The organism is Serratia sp. 121840015-1 (genome assembly GCF_053627655.1).
On sequence record NZ_JBSEYF010000001.1, the window covers coordinates 78,084 to 93,437 of the forward strand.

General features: G+C 62.1%; 13 protein-coding genes. 9 read left to right on the top strand and 4 right to left on the bottom strand.

The window, feature by feature from the left end; all coding sequences use genetic code 11:
- The 7 genes from ispG (at position 1) to ACUXAC_RS00415 (ending at position 7,275) form a co-directional block, all read left to right on the top strand.
- A complete protein-coding gene (gene ispG, locus ACUXAC_RS00385) occupies positions 1-1,122 on the top strand; it encodes a flavodoxin-dependent (E)-4-hydroxy-3-methylbut-2-enyl-diphosphate synthase (RefSeq protein WP_016929756.1) in 1,122 nt (373 codons plus the stop codon).
- A 139-nt stretch (positions 1,123-1,261) separates the two neighbouring features.
- Positions 1,262-2,536, top strand: coding sequence for a histidine--tRNA ligase (gene hisS, locus ACUXAC_RS00390; RefSeq protein WP_025159556.1), 1,275 nt, complete (start codon positions 1,262-1,264; stop codon positions 2,534-2,536).
- Between the two features lie 13 nt (positions 2,537-2,549).
- On the top strand, positions 2,550-3,170 hold the full coding sequence (locus ACUXAC_RS00395) for a YfgM family protein (RefSeq protein WP_033635592.1): 621 nt from the start codon (positions 2,550-2,552) through the stop codon (positions 3,168-3,170).
- An 11-nt stretch (positions 3,171-3,181) separates the two neighbouring features.
- Positions 3,182-4,363 carry an outer membrane protein assembly factor BamB gene (gene bamB, locus ACUXAC_RS00400; RefSeq protein ID WP_060424928.1) on the top strand — a complete coding sequence of 394 codons (1,182 nt, stop codon included), beginning with the start codon at positions 3,182-3,184 and terminating at the stop codon, positions 4,361-4,363.
- Positions 4,364-4,494: 131 nt separating this feature from the next.
- On the top strand, positions 4,495-5,985 hold the full coding sequence (der, locus tag ACUXAC_RS00405; protein ID WP_019452357.1) for a ribosome biogenesis GTPase Der: 1,491 nt from the start codon (positions 4,495-4,497) through the stop codon (positions 5,983-5,985).
- 99 nt (positions 5,986-6,084) lie between these two features.
- A complete protein-coding gene (locus tag ACUXAC_RS00410; RefSeq protein ID WP_047570928.1) occupies positions 6,085-7,041 on the top strand; it encodes an AEC family transporter in 957 nt (318 codons plus the stop codon).
- A gap of 12 nt (positions 7,042-7,053) precedes the next feature.
- A complete protein-coding gene (locus ACUXAC_RS00415) occupies positions 7,054-7,275 on the top strand; it encodes a zinc ribbon domain-containing protein (protein WP_421115172.1) in 222 nt (73 codons plus the stop codon).
- 4 nt (positions 7,276-7,279) lie between these two features.
- Here the strand turns inward: ACUXAC_RS00415 and ACUXAC_RS00420 are convergent, their stop codons facing one another.
- The 3 genes from ACUXAC_RS00420 to ACUXAC_RS00430 form a co-directional block, all read right to left on the bottom strand.
- Positions 7,280-7,621: a protealysin inhibitor emfourin gene (locus ACUXAC_RS00420; protein WP_033635587.1), complete on the bottom strand. Its 342-nt coding sequence runs from the start codon at positions 7,619-7,621 to the stop codon at positions 7,280-7,282.
- Complete coding sequence (locus ACUXAC_RS00425) at positions 7,621-8,646, bottom strand: M4 family metallopeptidase (RefSeq protein ID WP_060424922.1); 1,026 nt, start codon at positions 8,644-8,646, stop codon at positions 7,621-7,623. The genes ACUXAC_RS00420 and ACUXAC_RS00425 overlap by 1 nt, the downstream gene beginning before the upstream one ends.
- A 62-nt stretch (positions 8,647-8,708) precedes the next feature.
- Entirely contained in the window at positions 8,709-9,791 is a 1,083-nt protein-coding gene (locus ACUXAC_RS00430) for a LacI family DNA-binding transcriptional regulator (protein WP_060424920.1), read from the bottom strand.
- Positions 9,792-10,150: 359 nt separating this feature from the next.
- Here ACUXAC_RS00430 and ACUXAC_RS00435 point away from each other — a divergent pair, with 359 nt between their 5' ends.
- Together ACUXAC_RS00435 and ACUXAC_RS00440 are read left to right on the top strand one after the other, a co-directional pair.
- Positions 10,151-11,461 (top strand): MFS transporter, encoded by a 1,311-nt coding sequence (locus ACUXAC_RS00435; protein WP_421115173.1) that lies wholly within the window; start codon positions 10,151-10,153, stop codon positions 11,459-11,461.
- Positions 11,462-11,472: 11 nt separating this feature from the next.
- A complete protein-coding gene (locus ACUXAC_RS00440) occupies positions 11,473-13,839 on the top strand; it encodes a glycoside hydrolase family 31 protein (protein ID WP_387444763.1) in 2,367 nt (788 codons plus the stop codon).
- Positions 13,840-13,842: 3 nt separating this feature from the next.
- On the opposite strand, the gene xseA is transcribed toward ACUXAC_RS00440, so the two are convergent.
- The gene (gene xseA / locus ACUXAC_RS00445) at positions 13,843-15,219 is read right to left on the bottom strand and encodes an exodeoxyribonuclease VII large subunit (protein ID WP_055312720.1); all 1,377 of its coding nucleotides are present in this window, start codon (positions 15,217-15,219) and stop codon (positions 13,843-13,845) included.
- Positions 15,220-15,354: the final 135 nt, after the last annotated feature.

Genomic DNA, 15,354 nt, shown 5'->3' on the forward strand with positions numbered 1-15,354 from the left:
ATGCATAACCAAGCGCCCATCAACCGTCGAAAATCTACACGCATTTACGTCGGCAAGGTGCCTATTGGTGATGGCGCGCCGATTGCCGTGCAGTCGATGACCAACACCCGTACCACCGATGTTGAAGCAACGGTTAATCAGATCAAAGCGCTGGAGCGCGTGGGCGTCGACATCGTCCGCGTTTCAGTTCCTACCATGGACGCCGCCGAGGCGTTCAAGCTGATCAAGCAGCAGGTCAACGTGCCGCTGGTCGCCGATATCCATTTCGATTATCGCATCGCGCTGCAGGTTGCCGAATACGGCGTAGACTGCCTGCGCATCAACCCGGGCAACATCGGTAACGAATCGCGCATTCGCTCGGTGGTGGACTGCGCCCGCGACAAGAACATCCCGATTCGCATCGGCGTCAACGGCGGCTCGCTGGAGAAAGACCTGCAGGAAAAGTACGGCGAACCGACGCCGGAAGCGCTGCTGGAATCTGCCATGCGCCACGTGGACATCCTCGATCGCCTCAACTTCGACCAGTTCAAGGTCAGCGTCAAGGCGTCGGACGTGTTCCTGGCGGTGCAGTCTTACCGCCTGCTGGCCTCGCGCATCGATCAGCCGCTGCATCTGGGCATCACCGAAGCCGGCGGCGCACGCAGCGGGTCGGTCAAATCGGCCATCGGCCTGGGCATGCTGCTGTCTGAAGGCATCGGCGACACCCTGCGCATCTCGCTGGCGGCGGATCCGGTCGAAGAAGTGAAGGTCGGTTTCGATATCCTGAAGTCGCTGCGCATCCGCGCGCGCGGCATCAACTTCATCGCCTGCCCGACCTGTTCGCGTCAGGAGTTCGACGTGATCGGCACGGTGAACGCGCTGGAGCAGCGCCTGGAAGACATCATCACGCCGATGGACGTTTCGATCATCGGCTGCGTGGTGAACGGCCCAGGCGAAGCGCTGGTGTCCACCATGGGCGTGACCGGCGGCCATAAGAAGAGCGGCTTCTATGAAGACGGCGTGCGCCAGAAAGAGCGTTTCGACAACGAACAGATGATCGACCAGCTGGAAGCGAAAATTCGCGCCAAGGCCGCGATGATGGACGAAAGCAACCGCATCACGGTCAACCTGCTGGAAAAATAAGCGTTATCGCTACACGGCGGGCCTGTTGGCCCGCTTGTTTATGAACCTGAAGGGCAGAAAACCGCATCCGCGTTGAATACCGGGCGGCAAAGTCCCTATAATCGGGTTCATTTTTACAGACAACGGACAGAGAACTCACGTGGCAAAGAACATTCAAGCCATTCGCGGCATGAACGACTACCTGCCGGAAGAAACGGCATTATGGCAGCGTATTGAAGGCACCCTCAAGCAGGTGCTGGGCAGCTACGGTTACAGCGAAATCCGGTTGCCGATTGTAGAGCAGACCCCGTTATTCAAACGCGCGATCGGCGAAGTGACCGACGTCGTGGAAAAAGAGATGTATACCTTCGAAGACCGCAACGGCGAAAGCCTGACGCTGCGTCCGGAAGGGACGGCTGGCTGCGTGCGCGCCGGCATCGAACATGGTCTGCTGTACAATCAGGAACAGCGTCTGTGGTACATCGGCCCGATGTTCCGCTACGAGCGCCCGCAGAAGGGCCGCTACCGTCAGTTCCATCAGCTGGGCGCGGAAGTGTTCGGCCTGCAAGGCCCGGACATCGACGCCGAGCTGATCCTGCTGACGGCCCGCTGGTGGAAAGCGCTGGGCATCGCCGAGCACGTCAAGCTGGAGCTGAACTCCATCGGTTCTCTGGAGGCGCGCGCCAACTACCGCGACGCGCTGGTGGCGTTCCTGGAGCAGCACGTCGAGGTGCTGGACGAAGACTGCAAACGCCGCATGTACAGCAACCCGCTGCGCGTGCTGGATTCCAAAAATCCTGAGGTGCAGGCGCTGTTGAACGACGCGCCGCGCCTGTCCGAGTACCTGGACGAAGAATCCCGTGCTCACTTCGCCGGTCTGTGTGAACTTTTGGCGCAGGCAGGTATCCCATATACCGTTAACGAGCGCCTGGTGCGCGGTCTGGATTACTACAACCGCACCGTGTTTGAGTGGGTGACCACCAGCCTGGGCGCGCAGGGCACCGTCTGCGCGGGCGGCCGTTACGACGGCCTGGTCGAGCAATTGGGCGGCCGCGCCACCCCGGCGGTCGGTTTCGCCATGGGCCTCGAGCGCCTGGTGTTGCTGGTGCAGGCGGTTAACCCGGAATTCAAGGCGCCGTCGGCTATCGACGTGTACGTCATCTCTTCCGGCGCGGGCACCCAGAGCGCGGCGATGCAGCTGGCTGAACAGGTGCGCGACGCGGCGCCGCAGCTGAAGCTGATGACCAATTACGGCGGCGGCAACTTCAAGAAGCAGATCACCCGTGCGGACAAATGGGGCGCGCGCATCGCGCTGATCCTGGGGGAGAGCGAAGTGGCGGCGCAGCAGGTGGTGGTGAAAGACCTGCGCAGTGGTGAACAAGAAACGCTGGCGCAAAGCGAAGTCGCTGCGCGTCTGGCTTTGATGTTAGGTTAAGGAGAAGGACACCGTGGAAGTCTATACCACTGAAAACGAACAAGTCGACGCACTGCGTCGGTTCTTTGCCGAGAACGGCAAAGCGCTGGCGGTGGGCGTGGTGCTCGGAATTGGTGCCCTGGTTGGCTGGCGTTACTGGCAGAGCCATGAAAACTCCAACATGATGGCTGCGTCGCAATCCTATCAGGAAGCCAGCGATCGTCTGGCGGCCGGCAAGCCGGATGACGTGGCTGCCGCGGAGAAATTTGTCCAGGCTAACGGCAACAGCTACGGCGTATTGGCCGCGCTGCAGTTGGCCAAGCACTTTGTCGAACAGAATGATTTCGCCAAGGCGGAACAGCAACTGGCGCTGGCGCAGGGCCAGACCAAAGACGACAACCTGTTGGCAATGATCGATCTGCGTCTGGCGCGCGTCCAGTTGCAGGAGAAAAAGCTGGATGAAGCGCTGAAAACGCTGGATGGCGTGAAAGGCGAAGGCTGGGCGGCGATGATGCAGGATGTGCGCGGCGATGTGCTGCTGGCCAAGGGCGACGCCAAGGGCGCACGCGAAGCTTACAGCAAAGGCATTGAATCCAACGCTTCTCAGGCGCTGCAGGTTCTGCTGCGCATGAAATTGAATAACTTGTCCAGCTAAGGGGAATTCCCATGCAATTGCGTAAAACACTCTTGGTCGGACTGGTTTCCGCTGCCTTGCTGAGTGGTTGCTCGCTGTTTAACAGCGAAGAAGACGTGGTTACCATGTCGCCGTTGCCGAAAGTTGAAAATCAGTTTACGCCGAACAAGGCGTGGAGCACCTCGGTGGGCGACGGTATCGGTGAGTATTACTCCCACCTGCGTCCGGCCTATCAGGACAGCACCATTTACGCCGCCGATCGCTTCGGCATCGTGAAAGCGATGGACGCCGACAGCGGCAACGAGAAGTGGAAGGTCAATCTCTCGGAGAAGACCGGTTTCTTCTCCAGCAACCTGTCTGCGCTGCTGTCGGGCGGCCTGACGGTCGCGGGTGACAAGGTTTACGTCGGCAGCGAAAAAGCGGTGGTTTACGCATTGAACACCGCCGACGGCGCCATCGCCTGGCAGACCAAAGTGGCCGGCGAAGCGATCTCCCGTCCGGTTGTCAGCGACGGCATGGTGTTGGTGCACACCTCCAACGGCATGCTGCAGGCGCTGAACGAGGCCGACGGCGCGGTGAAATGGACGGTTAACCTGGACATGCCTTCGCTGTCGCTGCGCGGTGAATCCGCGCCGGCCGTCGCCTTTGGCGCTGCCATCGTCGGCGGTGACAACGGCCGCGTCAGCGCCGTGCTGATGCAGCAGGGTCAACTGATCTGGCAACAGCGCATTTCTCAGCCGAGCGGCGCGACCGAAATCGATCGCCTGAACGACGTGGACACCACGCCGGTGATCGTTGACGGCGTGGTCTACGCGCTGGGCTACAACGGCAACCTGACGGCGCTGGATCTGCGTTCCGGCCAGATCATCTGGAAACGCGAGCTGGGTTCGGTGAACGATTTCATCGTCGACGCGGGCCGCATCTACCTGATCGACCAAAACGATCGCGTCGTCGCGCTCAGCACCGAAGGCGGCGTGACCGTGTGGACGCAGAGCGATCTGCTGCACCGCAACCTGACGCCGCCGGTGATGTATAATGGTTATCTGGTGACCGGTGACGCCGAAGGCTATCTGCACTGGATCAACACCACCGATGGCCGTTTTGTCGCCCAGCAGGAAGTGGACAGCTCCGGCTTCCTGTCTGCGCCGATGGTGGCCGGCGACAAGCTGGTCATCCAGGCTCGCGGCGGGAAAGTTTACGCTTTCACCCGCTAACGCCGCTCGTCGCAAGGCTTGAAAACGGCTCCTGAATGTTCAGGGGCCGTTTCGTATTTTTATAAGCTGCACCGCTGGTGTCTATCCACAGTGCAGTAACGCATTGATTATTAAGTAATGAGGCTTCAACAATGATACCTGTCGTCGCGCTGGTCGGGCGCCCGAATGTGGGTAAATCCACCTTGTTCAACCGTTTAACCCATACGCGCGATGCGCTGGTGGCGGATTTCCCGGGGCTGACGCGTGACCGCAAGTATGGTCGTGCTGAAATCGAAGGCAATGAATTCATCATCGTCGATACCGGCGGTATCGACGGCACCGAAGACGGCGTCGAAACGCGCATGGCCGGTCAGTCGCTGCTGGCGATCGAAGAAGCGGACATCGTGCTGTTCATGGTCGACGCCCGCGCCGGCCTGATGCCGGCGGATCAGGGCATCGCCCAGCACCTGCGCAGCCGTCAGAAGGCAACCTTCCTGGTGGCCAACAAGACCGACGGCCTGGATCCGGACACCGCTACCGCCGATTTCTACTCGCTCGGCCTGGGTGAAGTGTTCGCTATCGCCGCTTCCCACGGCCGTGGCGTGACCCAACTGATCGAACACGTGCTGGTGCCGTTCGTGCCGGAAAAACCGGAAGACGTCGAGCTGACCGAGGAAGAGGCCAACGCCGCTTACTGGGCCGAGCAAAACGGCGAAACGCTGGAAGGCGAAGAAGACGAAGAGCCGGAAGAAGAGTTCAACCCGCAGGATCTGCCGATCAAACTGGCGATCGTCGGTCGTCCGAACGTTGGTAAGTCTACGCTTACTAACCGCATCCTCGGCGAGGAGCGCGTGGTGGTGTACGACATGCCGGGCACCACCCGCGACAGCATCTACATTCCGATGGTGCGCGACGAACGCGAATATGTGCTGATCGACACCGCCGGGGTGCGTAAACGCGGCAAGGTGACCGAAACCGTCGAGAAGTTCTCGGTGATCAAAACCCTGCAGGCGATTGAAGACGCCAACGTCGTGCTGCTGGTGATCGACGCGCGTGAAGGCATCTCCGATCAGGATCTCTCGCTGCTTGGCTTTATCCTCAATAGTGGGCGCTCACTGGTGATTGCGGTCAACAAGTGGGACGGCATGAGCGAAGAAGATCGCGAGCACGTGAAAGAGATGCTCGACCTGCGTCTGGGCTTCGTCGACTTCGCGCGCGTGCACTTTATTTCCGCGCTGCACGGCAGCGGCGTCGGCAACCTGTTCGAATCGGTGCAGGAAGCCTACGAGTGCGCAACCCGCCGCGTAAATACCTCGATGCTGACCAAAATCATGCAGATGGCGGTTGACGATCACCAGCCGCCGTTGGTGCGCGGCCGCCGCGTGAAGCTGAAATACGCCCACGCCGGCGGTTATAACCCGCCGATCGTGGTGATCCACGGCAACCAGGTCAGCGATCTGGCCGATTCGTACAAGCGCTACCTGATGAACTACTTCCGCCGCTCGCTGAACGTGATGGGGACGCCGATCCGTATTCAGTTCAAAGAGGGCGACAACCCGTTCGCCGGCAAACGCAACCTGCTGACGCCGACCCAGATGCGTAAGCGCAAGCGCCTGATGAGCCACCTGAAAAAGAGCAAGTAATCGCTCATGTGGGGCGCGGCAGTGATGCCGCGCCCCTTTTTTATTGGCCCGAAATCGTTTTATTATCTGAAGATTACCTCGCCTGCCTGAAGGAACACCATGTCCTGGGAAACCTGGAGTTTTGCGTTTAACGTCACCGTGCCGAATCTGTTGATGATGCTGCTGGGGATCCTGCTGCGCCATTGGCGCCTGATGGATGACCGCTTTGTCGACGGCGCGACCCGCCTGGTGTTCAATCTGGCGCTGCCGTGCCTGCTGTTTTTCAGCATCGCCACCAACCACCCGCAGCTGCTCGGCAACCTGCCGCTGGTGCTGTTTGGCGCGGTCGGCACGCTGGCGACCTTCCTGCTCTTGGAGCTGGCCGCCAAGTGGCTGGTGAAAGAGCCGCGTGAGCGCGGGGTGTTCGTACAGGGCGGTTTCCGCGCCAATACCGCCATCGTCGGCCTGGCCTACGCCATGACCGCCTATGGCAGCGAAGGCATTGCGCTCGCCTCGCTGTACCTGACGGTGACGGTGATCCTGTTCAACGTGCTGTCGGTCATCACCCTCACGCGCAGCCTGCAGGGCGGGCAGGGCAAGAAAATCAGCCACCTGTCTTTGCTGCGCAGCATCGTAACCAACCCGCTGATCATTGGCCTGGTGTGCGGGCTGCTGTATGCGCAAACCGGGCTGGGCATCCCGGCCGTGATCCGCCAGACCGGCAGCTATATCTCCGCGCTGTCGTTGCCGCTGGCGCTGCTGTGCACCGGCGCCAGCCTGGATTTTCGCGCCATGTTCCGCTCGTCCAACGTGGCGGCGCTGTCGTCGGCGGCCAAGCTGTTTCTGGTGCCGTGCCTGATGACGCTGGCCGGCTGGCTGTGCGGGTTTCAGGGGGCGGCGCTGGGCATTATCTTCCTGTTTTCCGCCACGCCGACCGCTTCGGGCAGCTATGTGATGACGCGCGCCATGGGCGGCAACGCCACGCTGGCGGCCAACATTATCGCCATCACCACCGTCGGTTCGTTCTTCACCACCGCGTTGGGGATCTATTTCTTGCGCTCATGGGGCGCGATTTAACCTGGAGTCGTTATGGAAGCGCACTGTCCGCACTGCCGTCAGACCATGAAGTGGGTAGCGGGTCACTACCATTGTGAAACCTGCCAGAGCGATTATCGGCAGCTGGCGAGCTGCCCGGAGTGCGGGCAGCCGCTGCAAGAATTGAAAGCCTGCGGGGCGGTGGATTACCTGTGCCAGAACGGGCACGGGCTGATCTCCAAAAAACGGGTGAATTTCAGATATCAGCCGCTGTAAGCACTCACTCATCCACCTGGCCGGTTTTCCACAGATCCACCAGCGCCTGCGGCGCGCTGCTTTCCGGGATTAACAGCACGATCTCAGTGCTCAGGGTGGGGCTGGTGTAGTTGATTTGCACGCGGTAGTAGCGCTGGTCGCCGCAGCCGGGGGAGGTGGGCTGGCCTTCTTCCTGCGCATAGGGCAGCGTCTGGTTCAGCAACTGATTCAGGCGCTGCCGCTGCTCCGGCGTGATATCGGCCAGCGCGATGCGGCGCTGGCCCGCCAGTTTGGGAATGTAGGCGAAGCCCCCCTCGCGCGCCAGCTCAATGACCGTATCCTGATTGAGCGTCGGCAGCGGTTTCATTATTCCACCCCCACCTGATGCCAGGCTTGCTGCACCTTGTCCGCCACGCTCTGGTCGAAACGCGCTAGCGCATGTTTCACCGTGGCGCGGGCGAAGGTGGCGAAGTCGGCGTTTTGCGGCAGCGCTTTGTCGCACACCGTGTCATACCAGACGTAGCCGGCTTTCTCCCAGGCGAAGCCGCCCAGCGCCGTCGCCGCCAGGTAGAAGGCGCGGTTGGGGATGCCGGAGTTGAGGTGCACGCCGCCGTTGTCTTCCTTGGTCTGGATATAGTCCTTCATGCTGGCGGGCTGCGGATCTTTGCCCAGCAGCGGATCGTCGTAGGCGGTGCCGGGTGCCGACATCGAGCGCAGCCCTTTGCCTTTGATGCCCTTGGCGAGCAGCCCGGCGCCGATCAGCCAGTCGGCTTTATCGGCGGTTTGCTGCAGGTGGAACTGCTTGACCAACGAGCCGAATACGTCGGACAACGACTCGTTGAGCGCCCCGGACTGCTGGTAGTAGATCAGCCCGGCTTCGCTCTCGGTCACGCCGTGCGCCAGCTCGTGGCCGACCACGTCGATGGCAATGGTGAAACGGTTGAAGATCTCGCCGTCGCCGTCGCCGAACACCATCTGCTGGCCGTTCCAGAAGGCGTTCTGGTACTCCTTGCCGTAGTGCACGCTGCCAACCAGCGGTAGCCCCTGGTTATCCAGTGAATTGCGGCGGTAGGCCTGCCAGAAGAAATCGTAGGTGACGCCGAGATAGTCGTAGGCCTCGTCCACCGCCACGTCGTGGTTGCTGGGCTGGCCCTCTTTGCGCACCTGTTTGCCGGGCAGCTGGGTGCCGTTTTGGGCGTCGTAGATATCGCGGAGCGCTTCGCCGGCTCGGGCGTTTTTCTCGGCCGGCGAACGCAGCGGCTTATTGCCGAGCAGGCTTTGCACGTGGTTCAGCGTGTGCAGCGCGCAGTCGCGCTGCGGGGCGTTGCCGTGTTCAATGATGCGGCGCAGCATGTAGGGAGGAATGACGGAACGCATGCGCTGGGCTGGCATAGTGGCTCTCCTTAGGCAAAAATTTTACCTCATCGAATGAATGCACTGTGCCTAAGTGTAGCCTACTCGTCATAAAGCCTGTGGTCATGCGTGCTCACCGCCGGCGCGGTCTTGTGCGGGCTGATGCGCCGCACCGAGGCGCGCACCGCCAGCCGGCCGTGCAGCAGCAGATTGCACGGCGGCGCGTCGGCGCGCAGCATGCGCCGCTGCAGCAGTTGGATCGCCTCGTAGCCCAGCTCATCGCGCGGAACCTGCACCGAGGTCAGCGGCACATCGTGGATTTCCGCCAGGTTGAAGCCGTCGGTGCTCATCACCGAGACGTCGCCCGGCACGCTCAGCCCCCGCTTGTTGAGCGCCTTGACCGCCCCGACCGCCATGTAGTCGCCGCCGGCCAGGATCGCCGTCGGCAGCGGGGAGTGGCCGAGGAGGCCGTCGAGATAGGTGGTCAGCGCCTGCTCGGCCTCTTCGCCGCCGAAGCCCGAGGTGGTGACCAGATGGCGGCCGTCGTCGAACGGCAAATGATGCCGGGCATAGGCCTGCCGGATGCCCGCCAGCCGCAGCTCCATGGTGTGGCGGCGCAGACACTGCAAATTGAGGATATGGCTGTGCCCCTGCTGGAACAGGTAGCTGGCGGAATAGTCGCCGATCAGCTGATGATCCGGTGAGACGCTGTCCAGCCGCATCTGCCGATCGCTGCAGTTGATCAGCACGCAGGGCTTGTGCAGATCGGCGGCCAGGGTGTGGATATGCTCGTCGTCGATGCCGATGATCAGCGCCGCTTCGGTGTGCGGGTCGCTCATCTTTTCCAGAAACAGCGCGCCGTCGCTGTGTTGCTCTTCCAGCCCGCAGTAGCGGATGCGCACCTCGTGCTCCATCAGCGCGGCGGCGATACCCTGAATGACCTTGTAGTAGAAGATGTCGGTGCGCACGTCGAACGCGCGCTGCGGCGCGAACACCATCACGTTGTTCAGCATCAGCCGGCCGCTGGAAATACCCTGCAGAATGCCGTTTTGCTGCGCACAGTCCAGCACCTTGCGGCGCGCCTCGGCGCTGGTGTTGGCCTTGCCCGCCAGCACGCGGGAAACGGTGCTGATCGACAATCCGGTTTGGCGAGCGATCTCCTGAATTTTCAGCTTTCCGTTCATTCTGTGATCTCCTTCAAATTCGTCCATGAGAATATTTTCACCGCGGATTTTCAGCGTCTTGACCGGCTTTCATGCCCATTATGACTATTTTTTCACCCGCCTGTGAAAATCTTTGCAAAAAACCCCGTTTCGCTACGCGCTCTCGCTGAGTAGTCTGCATTGGTACACCAATTTTAGCGACCTGTCAGTCCAATTTTAACGGTGTGCGAAAAAGAAAACAAAAAATAAATCATGGGGTTGTGATTGTCTGTCGGCCAATGCTACGGCGCCGACCCGTTTTCACCGTCCCGTGTTTGATAGCACAACGTACCCTACTAAAACGCGCGTTGCCGTCGCCGGCGGCCGCGGGGAGAGAACCGATGAGTGTGGAGATCAATCAGGCGGTCGCGCAGAGCGGCCGGCGCAAGTTCAAATCGCTGCGCTGGTGGATGCTGGCGCTGTTCTTGCTGGGCGTCACGGTCAACTACATCACCCGTAACTCGCTGGGCATTTTGGCGCCGGAGCTGAAAACCAGCCTGAACATGAGCACCGAGCAATATGCCTGGGTGGTGGCGTCGTTCCAGCTGGCTTACACGGTGTTTCAGCCGATCTGCGGCTGGCTGATCGACGTTATCGGCCTGAAGATGGGCTTTCTGATCTGCGCCGGCATTTGGGCGGTGGTATGCATGCTGCACGCCGGCGCCGGCAGCTGGCTGCAACTGGCCATTCTGCGCTTCTTCATGGGGGGCGCGGAGGCGGCGGCTACCCCGGCCAACGCCAAGGCGATCTCCGACTGGTTCCCGAAGCGGGAACGGCCGATCGCCGCCGGCTGGGCGGGCGTCGGTTTCTCCATCGGCGCCATGCTGGCGCCGCCGATCATCGTCATCGCTCACGTCTCCTTCGGCTGGCAGGGCGCCTTCCTGTTCTCCGGCGGGCTGGCGCTGATTTGGGTGGTGCTGTGGTGGCTGTTCTACCACTCGCCGCAGCAGCACCCGAACCTCAGCCAGCAAGAGCTGGATCTGATCCGCGAAGACAACGAGCCGGTGCTGCCGAAGCTGCCGTTCCTCACCTCGCTGGCCAGCCTGTGCAAGAACAAGAAGTTCTACGGCATCGCCATCCCGGCCTTTCTCGCTGAACCGGCCTGGGCGGTCTTCAGCTTCTGGGTGCCGCTGTACCTGGCCACCGAACGCGGCATGGATCTGAAACAGATCGCGATGTTCGCCTGGCTGCCGTTCCTGGCGGCGGATATCGGCAGCGTCGCCAGCGGCTATCTCACCACCCTGTACCGCAAATGGTTCGGCTGCAGCCGCGTCAACTCGGTGGTCGCCAGCTCGGTGACCGGCGCTTTCCTGATGGTGTCGCTGGCGTTCGTGGCGATCACCCAAGATCCCTATGTGGCGATCGCGCTGATCTCGATCGGCGGCTTCGGCCACCAGGTGATCTCCTGCATGCTCAGTGCGCTGGTGGTGGAGTCGTTCGATAAAAACCAGATGGCGACGGTCAATGGTATGCGCGGCTCCAGTGCCTGGATCGCCAGCTTCCTGTTCACGCTGCTGATCGGCGCGGTATCCGACACCATCGGCTTCAACCCGCTGTTCATCGCCATGGGTTTCTTTGACCTGATCGGCGCCCTGTTCCTGATTGCCCTGATCGCCGAACGCGGCGGTAAGAAAACACTTTCACACAGCTAAGTGGAATGCTTATGAAAACCTTGAAAAACTGGACGTTGGCGGCGCAGCATGCCGACCACGTTGAGCTGCTGGTCGATGAACGCCACCGTTTCTGCCTGTACGTGCTGGAAAACGATCTGTTCCGCGTGTTGATCAAACGTGAGGGCGAGCTGGCGCTGGATCGCACCTGGAGCATCGCGCCGCAGGAGGATGTGCCCTGGGAGGGGCGCGATCGGCTCAGCGTCGCCGGCTTCAGCCTGCCGGGCTATCAGCTGCGCCAGGAGGGCGAGCGGCTGGTGGTCAGCACGCCGCGTCTGCGTGTGACGGTTCATCAGCCGCTGTGGCTGGAATGGGCGTACTGCAACGCCGCCGGCGAATGGCGGCCGCTGGCGGCGGACCGGCCGACCAGCGCCTATCTGCTCAATGCGCACGGCGACGGCGTGGCGCATTACCAGCGCCGTTTCGCCGATGAGCGCTATTACGGCCTGGGGGAAAAAGCCGGCGATCTGGAACGCACCGGCCGCCGCTTCGAGATGCGCAATCTGGACGCGATGGGCTACAACGCCGCCAGCACCGATCCACTGTACAAGCACATTCCGTTTACCATCACCCGCGGGCCGGAGGCGAGCTTTGGCCTGTTTTACGATAACCTGAGCAGCTGCTGGCTGGATCTGGGCAACGAGATCGACAACTACCACGCGGCCTATCGCCGCTATCAGGCCGAAGCGGGCGATCTGGATTACTACCTGTTCCTCGGGCCGAAGGTAATGGACGTCACCAAGGCCTTCGTGCGCCTGACCGGCCGCACTCACTTCGGGCCGAAGTGGAGCCTGGGCTACAGCGGCTCGACCATGCACTACACCGACGCGCCGGATGCCCAGCAGCAGCTGCAGCAGTTCATCGCGCTGTGCCGTCAACACGCCATTCCCTGCGACTCCTTCCAGCTGTCGTCGGGCTACACCTCGATCAACAACAAGCGCTACGTGTTCAACTGGAATTACGACAAGGTGCCGCAGCCCAAGCAATTGAGCCAGGCGTTTCACGACGCCGGTCTCAGGCTGGCGGCCAACATCAAGCCGTGCCTGCTGCAGGATCACCCGCAGTATCAGGCGGTGGCGGCGCAGGGGCTGTTTATCCGCGATTCGCAAAGCGACGCACCCGAGCGCTCCAGCTTCTGGGACGATGAGGGATCGCACCTCGACTTCACCAACCCGGCGGCGGTGCGCTGGTGGCAGCAGGGTGTCACGCAGCAGCTGCTGGAGATGGGCATCGATTCGACCTGGAACGACAACAACGAGTACGAAGTGTGGGACGGCGAAGCGCGCTGCCACGGCTTCGGGCGGCCGATCGCCATCAAGCACATCCGCCCGGTGATGCCGCTGCTGATGATGCGCGCCTCGATGGAGGCCCAGCAGCGCTTCGCGCCGCAGAAGCGGCCGTACCTGATCTCGCGCTCCGGCTGCGCCGGCATGCAGCGCTACGTGCAGACCTGGAGCGGCGACAACCGCACCAGCTGGCAGACGCTGCGCTACAACATCCGCATGGGGCTGGGCATGAGCCTGTCCGGGCTGTATAACCTCGGCCACGACGTCGGCGGCTTCTCCGGCGACAAGCCGGACGCGGAGCTGTTGGTGCGCTGGGTGCAAAACGGCGTGATGCATCCGCGTTTCACTATCCACTCCTGGAACGACGACGCCACGGTCAACGAGCCCTGGATGTACCCGGCCGCCACCCCGGCGGTGCGCGAGGCGATCAACCTGCGTTACCGGCTGCTGCCGTATTTCTACACCCTGCTATGGCAGGCCTGCGCCGACGACGAGCCGATGCTGCGCCCGACCTTTCTCGATCATGAACAGGATGCGCGCACCTTCGACGAGAACGACGATTTTCTGATCGGCCGCGATCTGCTGGTGGCCAGCGTGGTGGAACCGGGGCAGCGCCGGCGTTCGGTGTATCTGCCGGACAACGGCGAAGGCTGGTACTGCTTCTACAGCGGCCAGTGGTTCGGCGGCGGCCAGACGGTGACGCTGGCGGCGCCGCTGGAGCGTCTGCCGCTGCTGGTGCGCGCCGGGGCGGCGTTGCCGCTGTCGCAGCGGTTGGCGCATGTGGACGTGGCCGCCGACGATCGGCGCGAGCTGTGGCTGTTTCCGCTCAAGGGCTGCGGTGCAAGTAGTGGGTTGTTGTTTGAGGACGACGGTGAAAGCGAAGGCTGGCGGCAGGGCGATGCGCTGTGGCTGCGCTGGGAAATGCGCTGCGACAATCAGCGCATCATGCTGGATATCACGACGGAAGGGCGTTTCCGCCCGGCCTGGCGCACGTTGGCGCTCAGCCTGCCGGAAGGCGAGACGCGCGCGCTGTGGGTAAACGGCGAACCGGGCGAGCGTTTTACGCTGGAGTAGGGGTTACTCGGCCGCGCGTTTCTTGCGCGGCTTCTTGGCGACGGTGATGGTTTTCACCTCGCTTTCCACCCAGCCGTCCTGCAGGCGGGTTTTCAGCAGTTCGCCGACCTGCGCCTGCTTGGTGGTTTTCAGCAGCTCGCCGCGCGGGGTTTGCGTCACGCTGTAGCCGCGCGCCAGCGTCGCCAGCGGGCTGACGGTTTCCAGTTGGCTGCAGGCCACGCCGAAGCGCTGGCGGTAGGCGTTGAGCTGCCGCTCCATCGCCTGCTGCAGGCGGTATTCCTGCTGCTGTACGCGCTGTTGGTAGCGGTGAATGCGGCCCTGCGGCTGCACCTGCGCCAGCCGCTGCTGGGCGCGTTCGCTGCGGCGGGCGGCCAGGCGCAGCTGTTGCTGCATGCCGTCTTCCATCCGGCGCTGCAGCTTGAACAGCAGCGTCTGCTGGCGCGCCAGGCGCAGATGCGGATGCTGCTGCTGTAAACGGTGGTGAATGCGGGTGAACTGCTGCTGGCGCTGCGCCAGATAGTAATCCATCGCCATCTCCAGCCGCTGCTGCTGCGACTGCAGCTGGCGCAACAGCTCAAGCTGATTGCGGCTGACCAGTTCGGCGGCGGCGGAAGGGGTCGGCGCGCGCAGATCGGCGACGAAATCGGCGATGGTGACGTCGGTTTCATGGCCGACGGCGCTGACGATCGGAATGCGGCTGGCGAAGATCGCCCGTGCCACGCGTTCGTCGTTGAAGCTCCACAGATCTTCCAGCGAACCGCCACCGCGGCCGACGATCAGCACGTCGCATTCGTCGCGGCGGTTGGCGGTCTCGATGGCGCGCACGATCTGCATCGGCGCTTCTGCGCCCTGCACCGAGGTGGGGTAGATGACGATCGGCAGCGACGGATCGCGCCGCTGCAAGACCTGCAGAATATCGTGCAGCGCCGCGCCGCTGGCGGAGGTGATCACCCCGACGCGTTTGGCCGGGGCGGGCAGCGGCTGCTTGAACTGCTGATCGAACAGCCCTTCGGCGCTCAGGCGCTGTTTCAGCTGCTCGAACTGTTGCTGCAGCAGGCCGTCGCCGGCGGGCTGCATGCTCTCGGCGATCAGCTGGTAGTCGCCGCGCGGTTCATACAGCGTGATGCTGGCGCGCACCAGGACCTGCTGGCCGTTTTGCGGCCGGAAGGTGACGCGGCGGTTGCTGTTTCGGAACATCGCGCAGCGCACCTGGGCGCGGTCGTCTTTCAGCGTGAAATACCAGTGGCCGGAGGCGGGCTGGGAGAGGTTGGAGATCTCGGCGGAGAGCCAAATCTGCCCCATTTCCATTTCCAGCAGTTGGCGAACCGTCTGATTGAGGCGGCTTACGGTAAAAATGGAAGGCGAAACAGGTAGCGACATGTGACCCAGATCAAATTTCAAAACAATCACTTAATTGGTCGATACTACATGGCTGAAAAAGGTAATCAAGACTTTTTGTAAGAAAGTGCTGGAGGCAACCGATTCCGCTCTGTATAATGCCGCGGCAATATTTTA

Excerpts from the sequence above, each read along its gene's own strand:
- ACUXAC_RS00420 (WP_033635587.1), bottom strand. The coding sequence starts at position 7,621 with ATGAAACCGCTGCCGACGCTCAATCAGGATACGGTCATTGAGCTGGCG.
- ACUXAC_RS00430 (WP_060424920.1), bottom strand. The coding sequence starts at position 9,791 with ATGAACGGAAAGCTGAAAATTCAGGAGATCGCTCGCCAAACCGGATTG.
- bamB (WP_060424928.1), top strand. The coding sequence starts at position 3,182 with ATGCAATTGCGTAAAACACTCTTGGTCGGACTGGTTTCCGCTGCCTTG.
- ispG (WP_016929756.1), top strand. The coding sequence starts at position 1 with ATGCATAACCAAGCGCCCATCAACCGTCGAAAATCTACACGCATTTAC.
- ACUXAC_RS00425 (WP_060424922.1), bottom strand. The coding sequence starts at position 8,646 with ATGCCAGCCCAGCGCATGCGTTCCGTCATTCCTCCCTACATGCTGCGC.
- der (WP_019452357.1), top strand. The coding sequence starts at position 4,495 with ATGATACCTGTCGTCGCGCTGGTCGGGCGCCCGAATGTGGGTAAATCC.
- xseA (WP_055312720.1), bottom strand. The coding sequence starts at position 15,219 with ATGTCGCTACCTGTTTCGCCTTCCATTTTTACCGTAAGCCGCCTCAAT.
- ACUXAC_RS00415 (WP_421115172.1), top strand. The coding sequence starts at position 7,054 with ATGGAAGCGCACTGTCCGCACTGCCGTCAGACCATGAAGTGGGTAGCG.
- ACUXAC_RS00435 (WP_421115173.1), top strand. The coding sequence starts at position 10,151 with ATGAGTGTGGAGATCAATCAGGCGGTCGCGCAGAGCGGCCGGCGCAAG.
- ACUXAC_RS00410 (WP_047570928.1), top strand. The coding sequence starts at position 6,085 with ATGTCCTGGGAAACCTGGAGTTTTGCGTTTAACGTCACCGTGCCGAAT.
- ACUXAC_RS00440 (WP_387444763.1), top strand. The coding sequence starts at position 11,473 with ATGAAAACCTTGAAAAACTGGACGTTGGCGGCGCAGCATGCCGACCAC.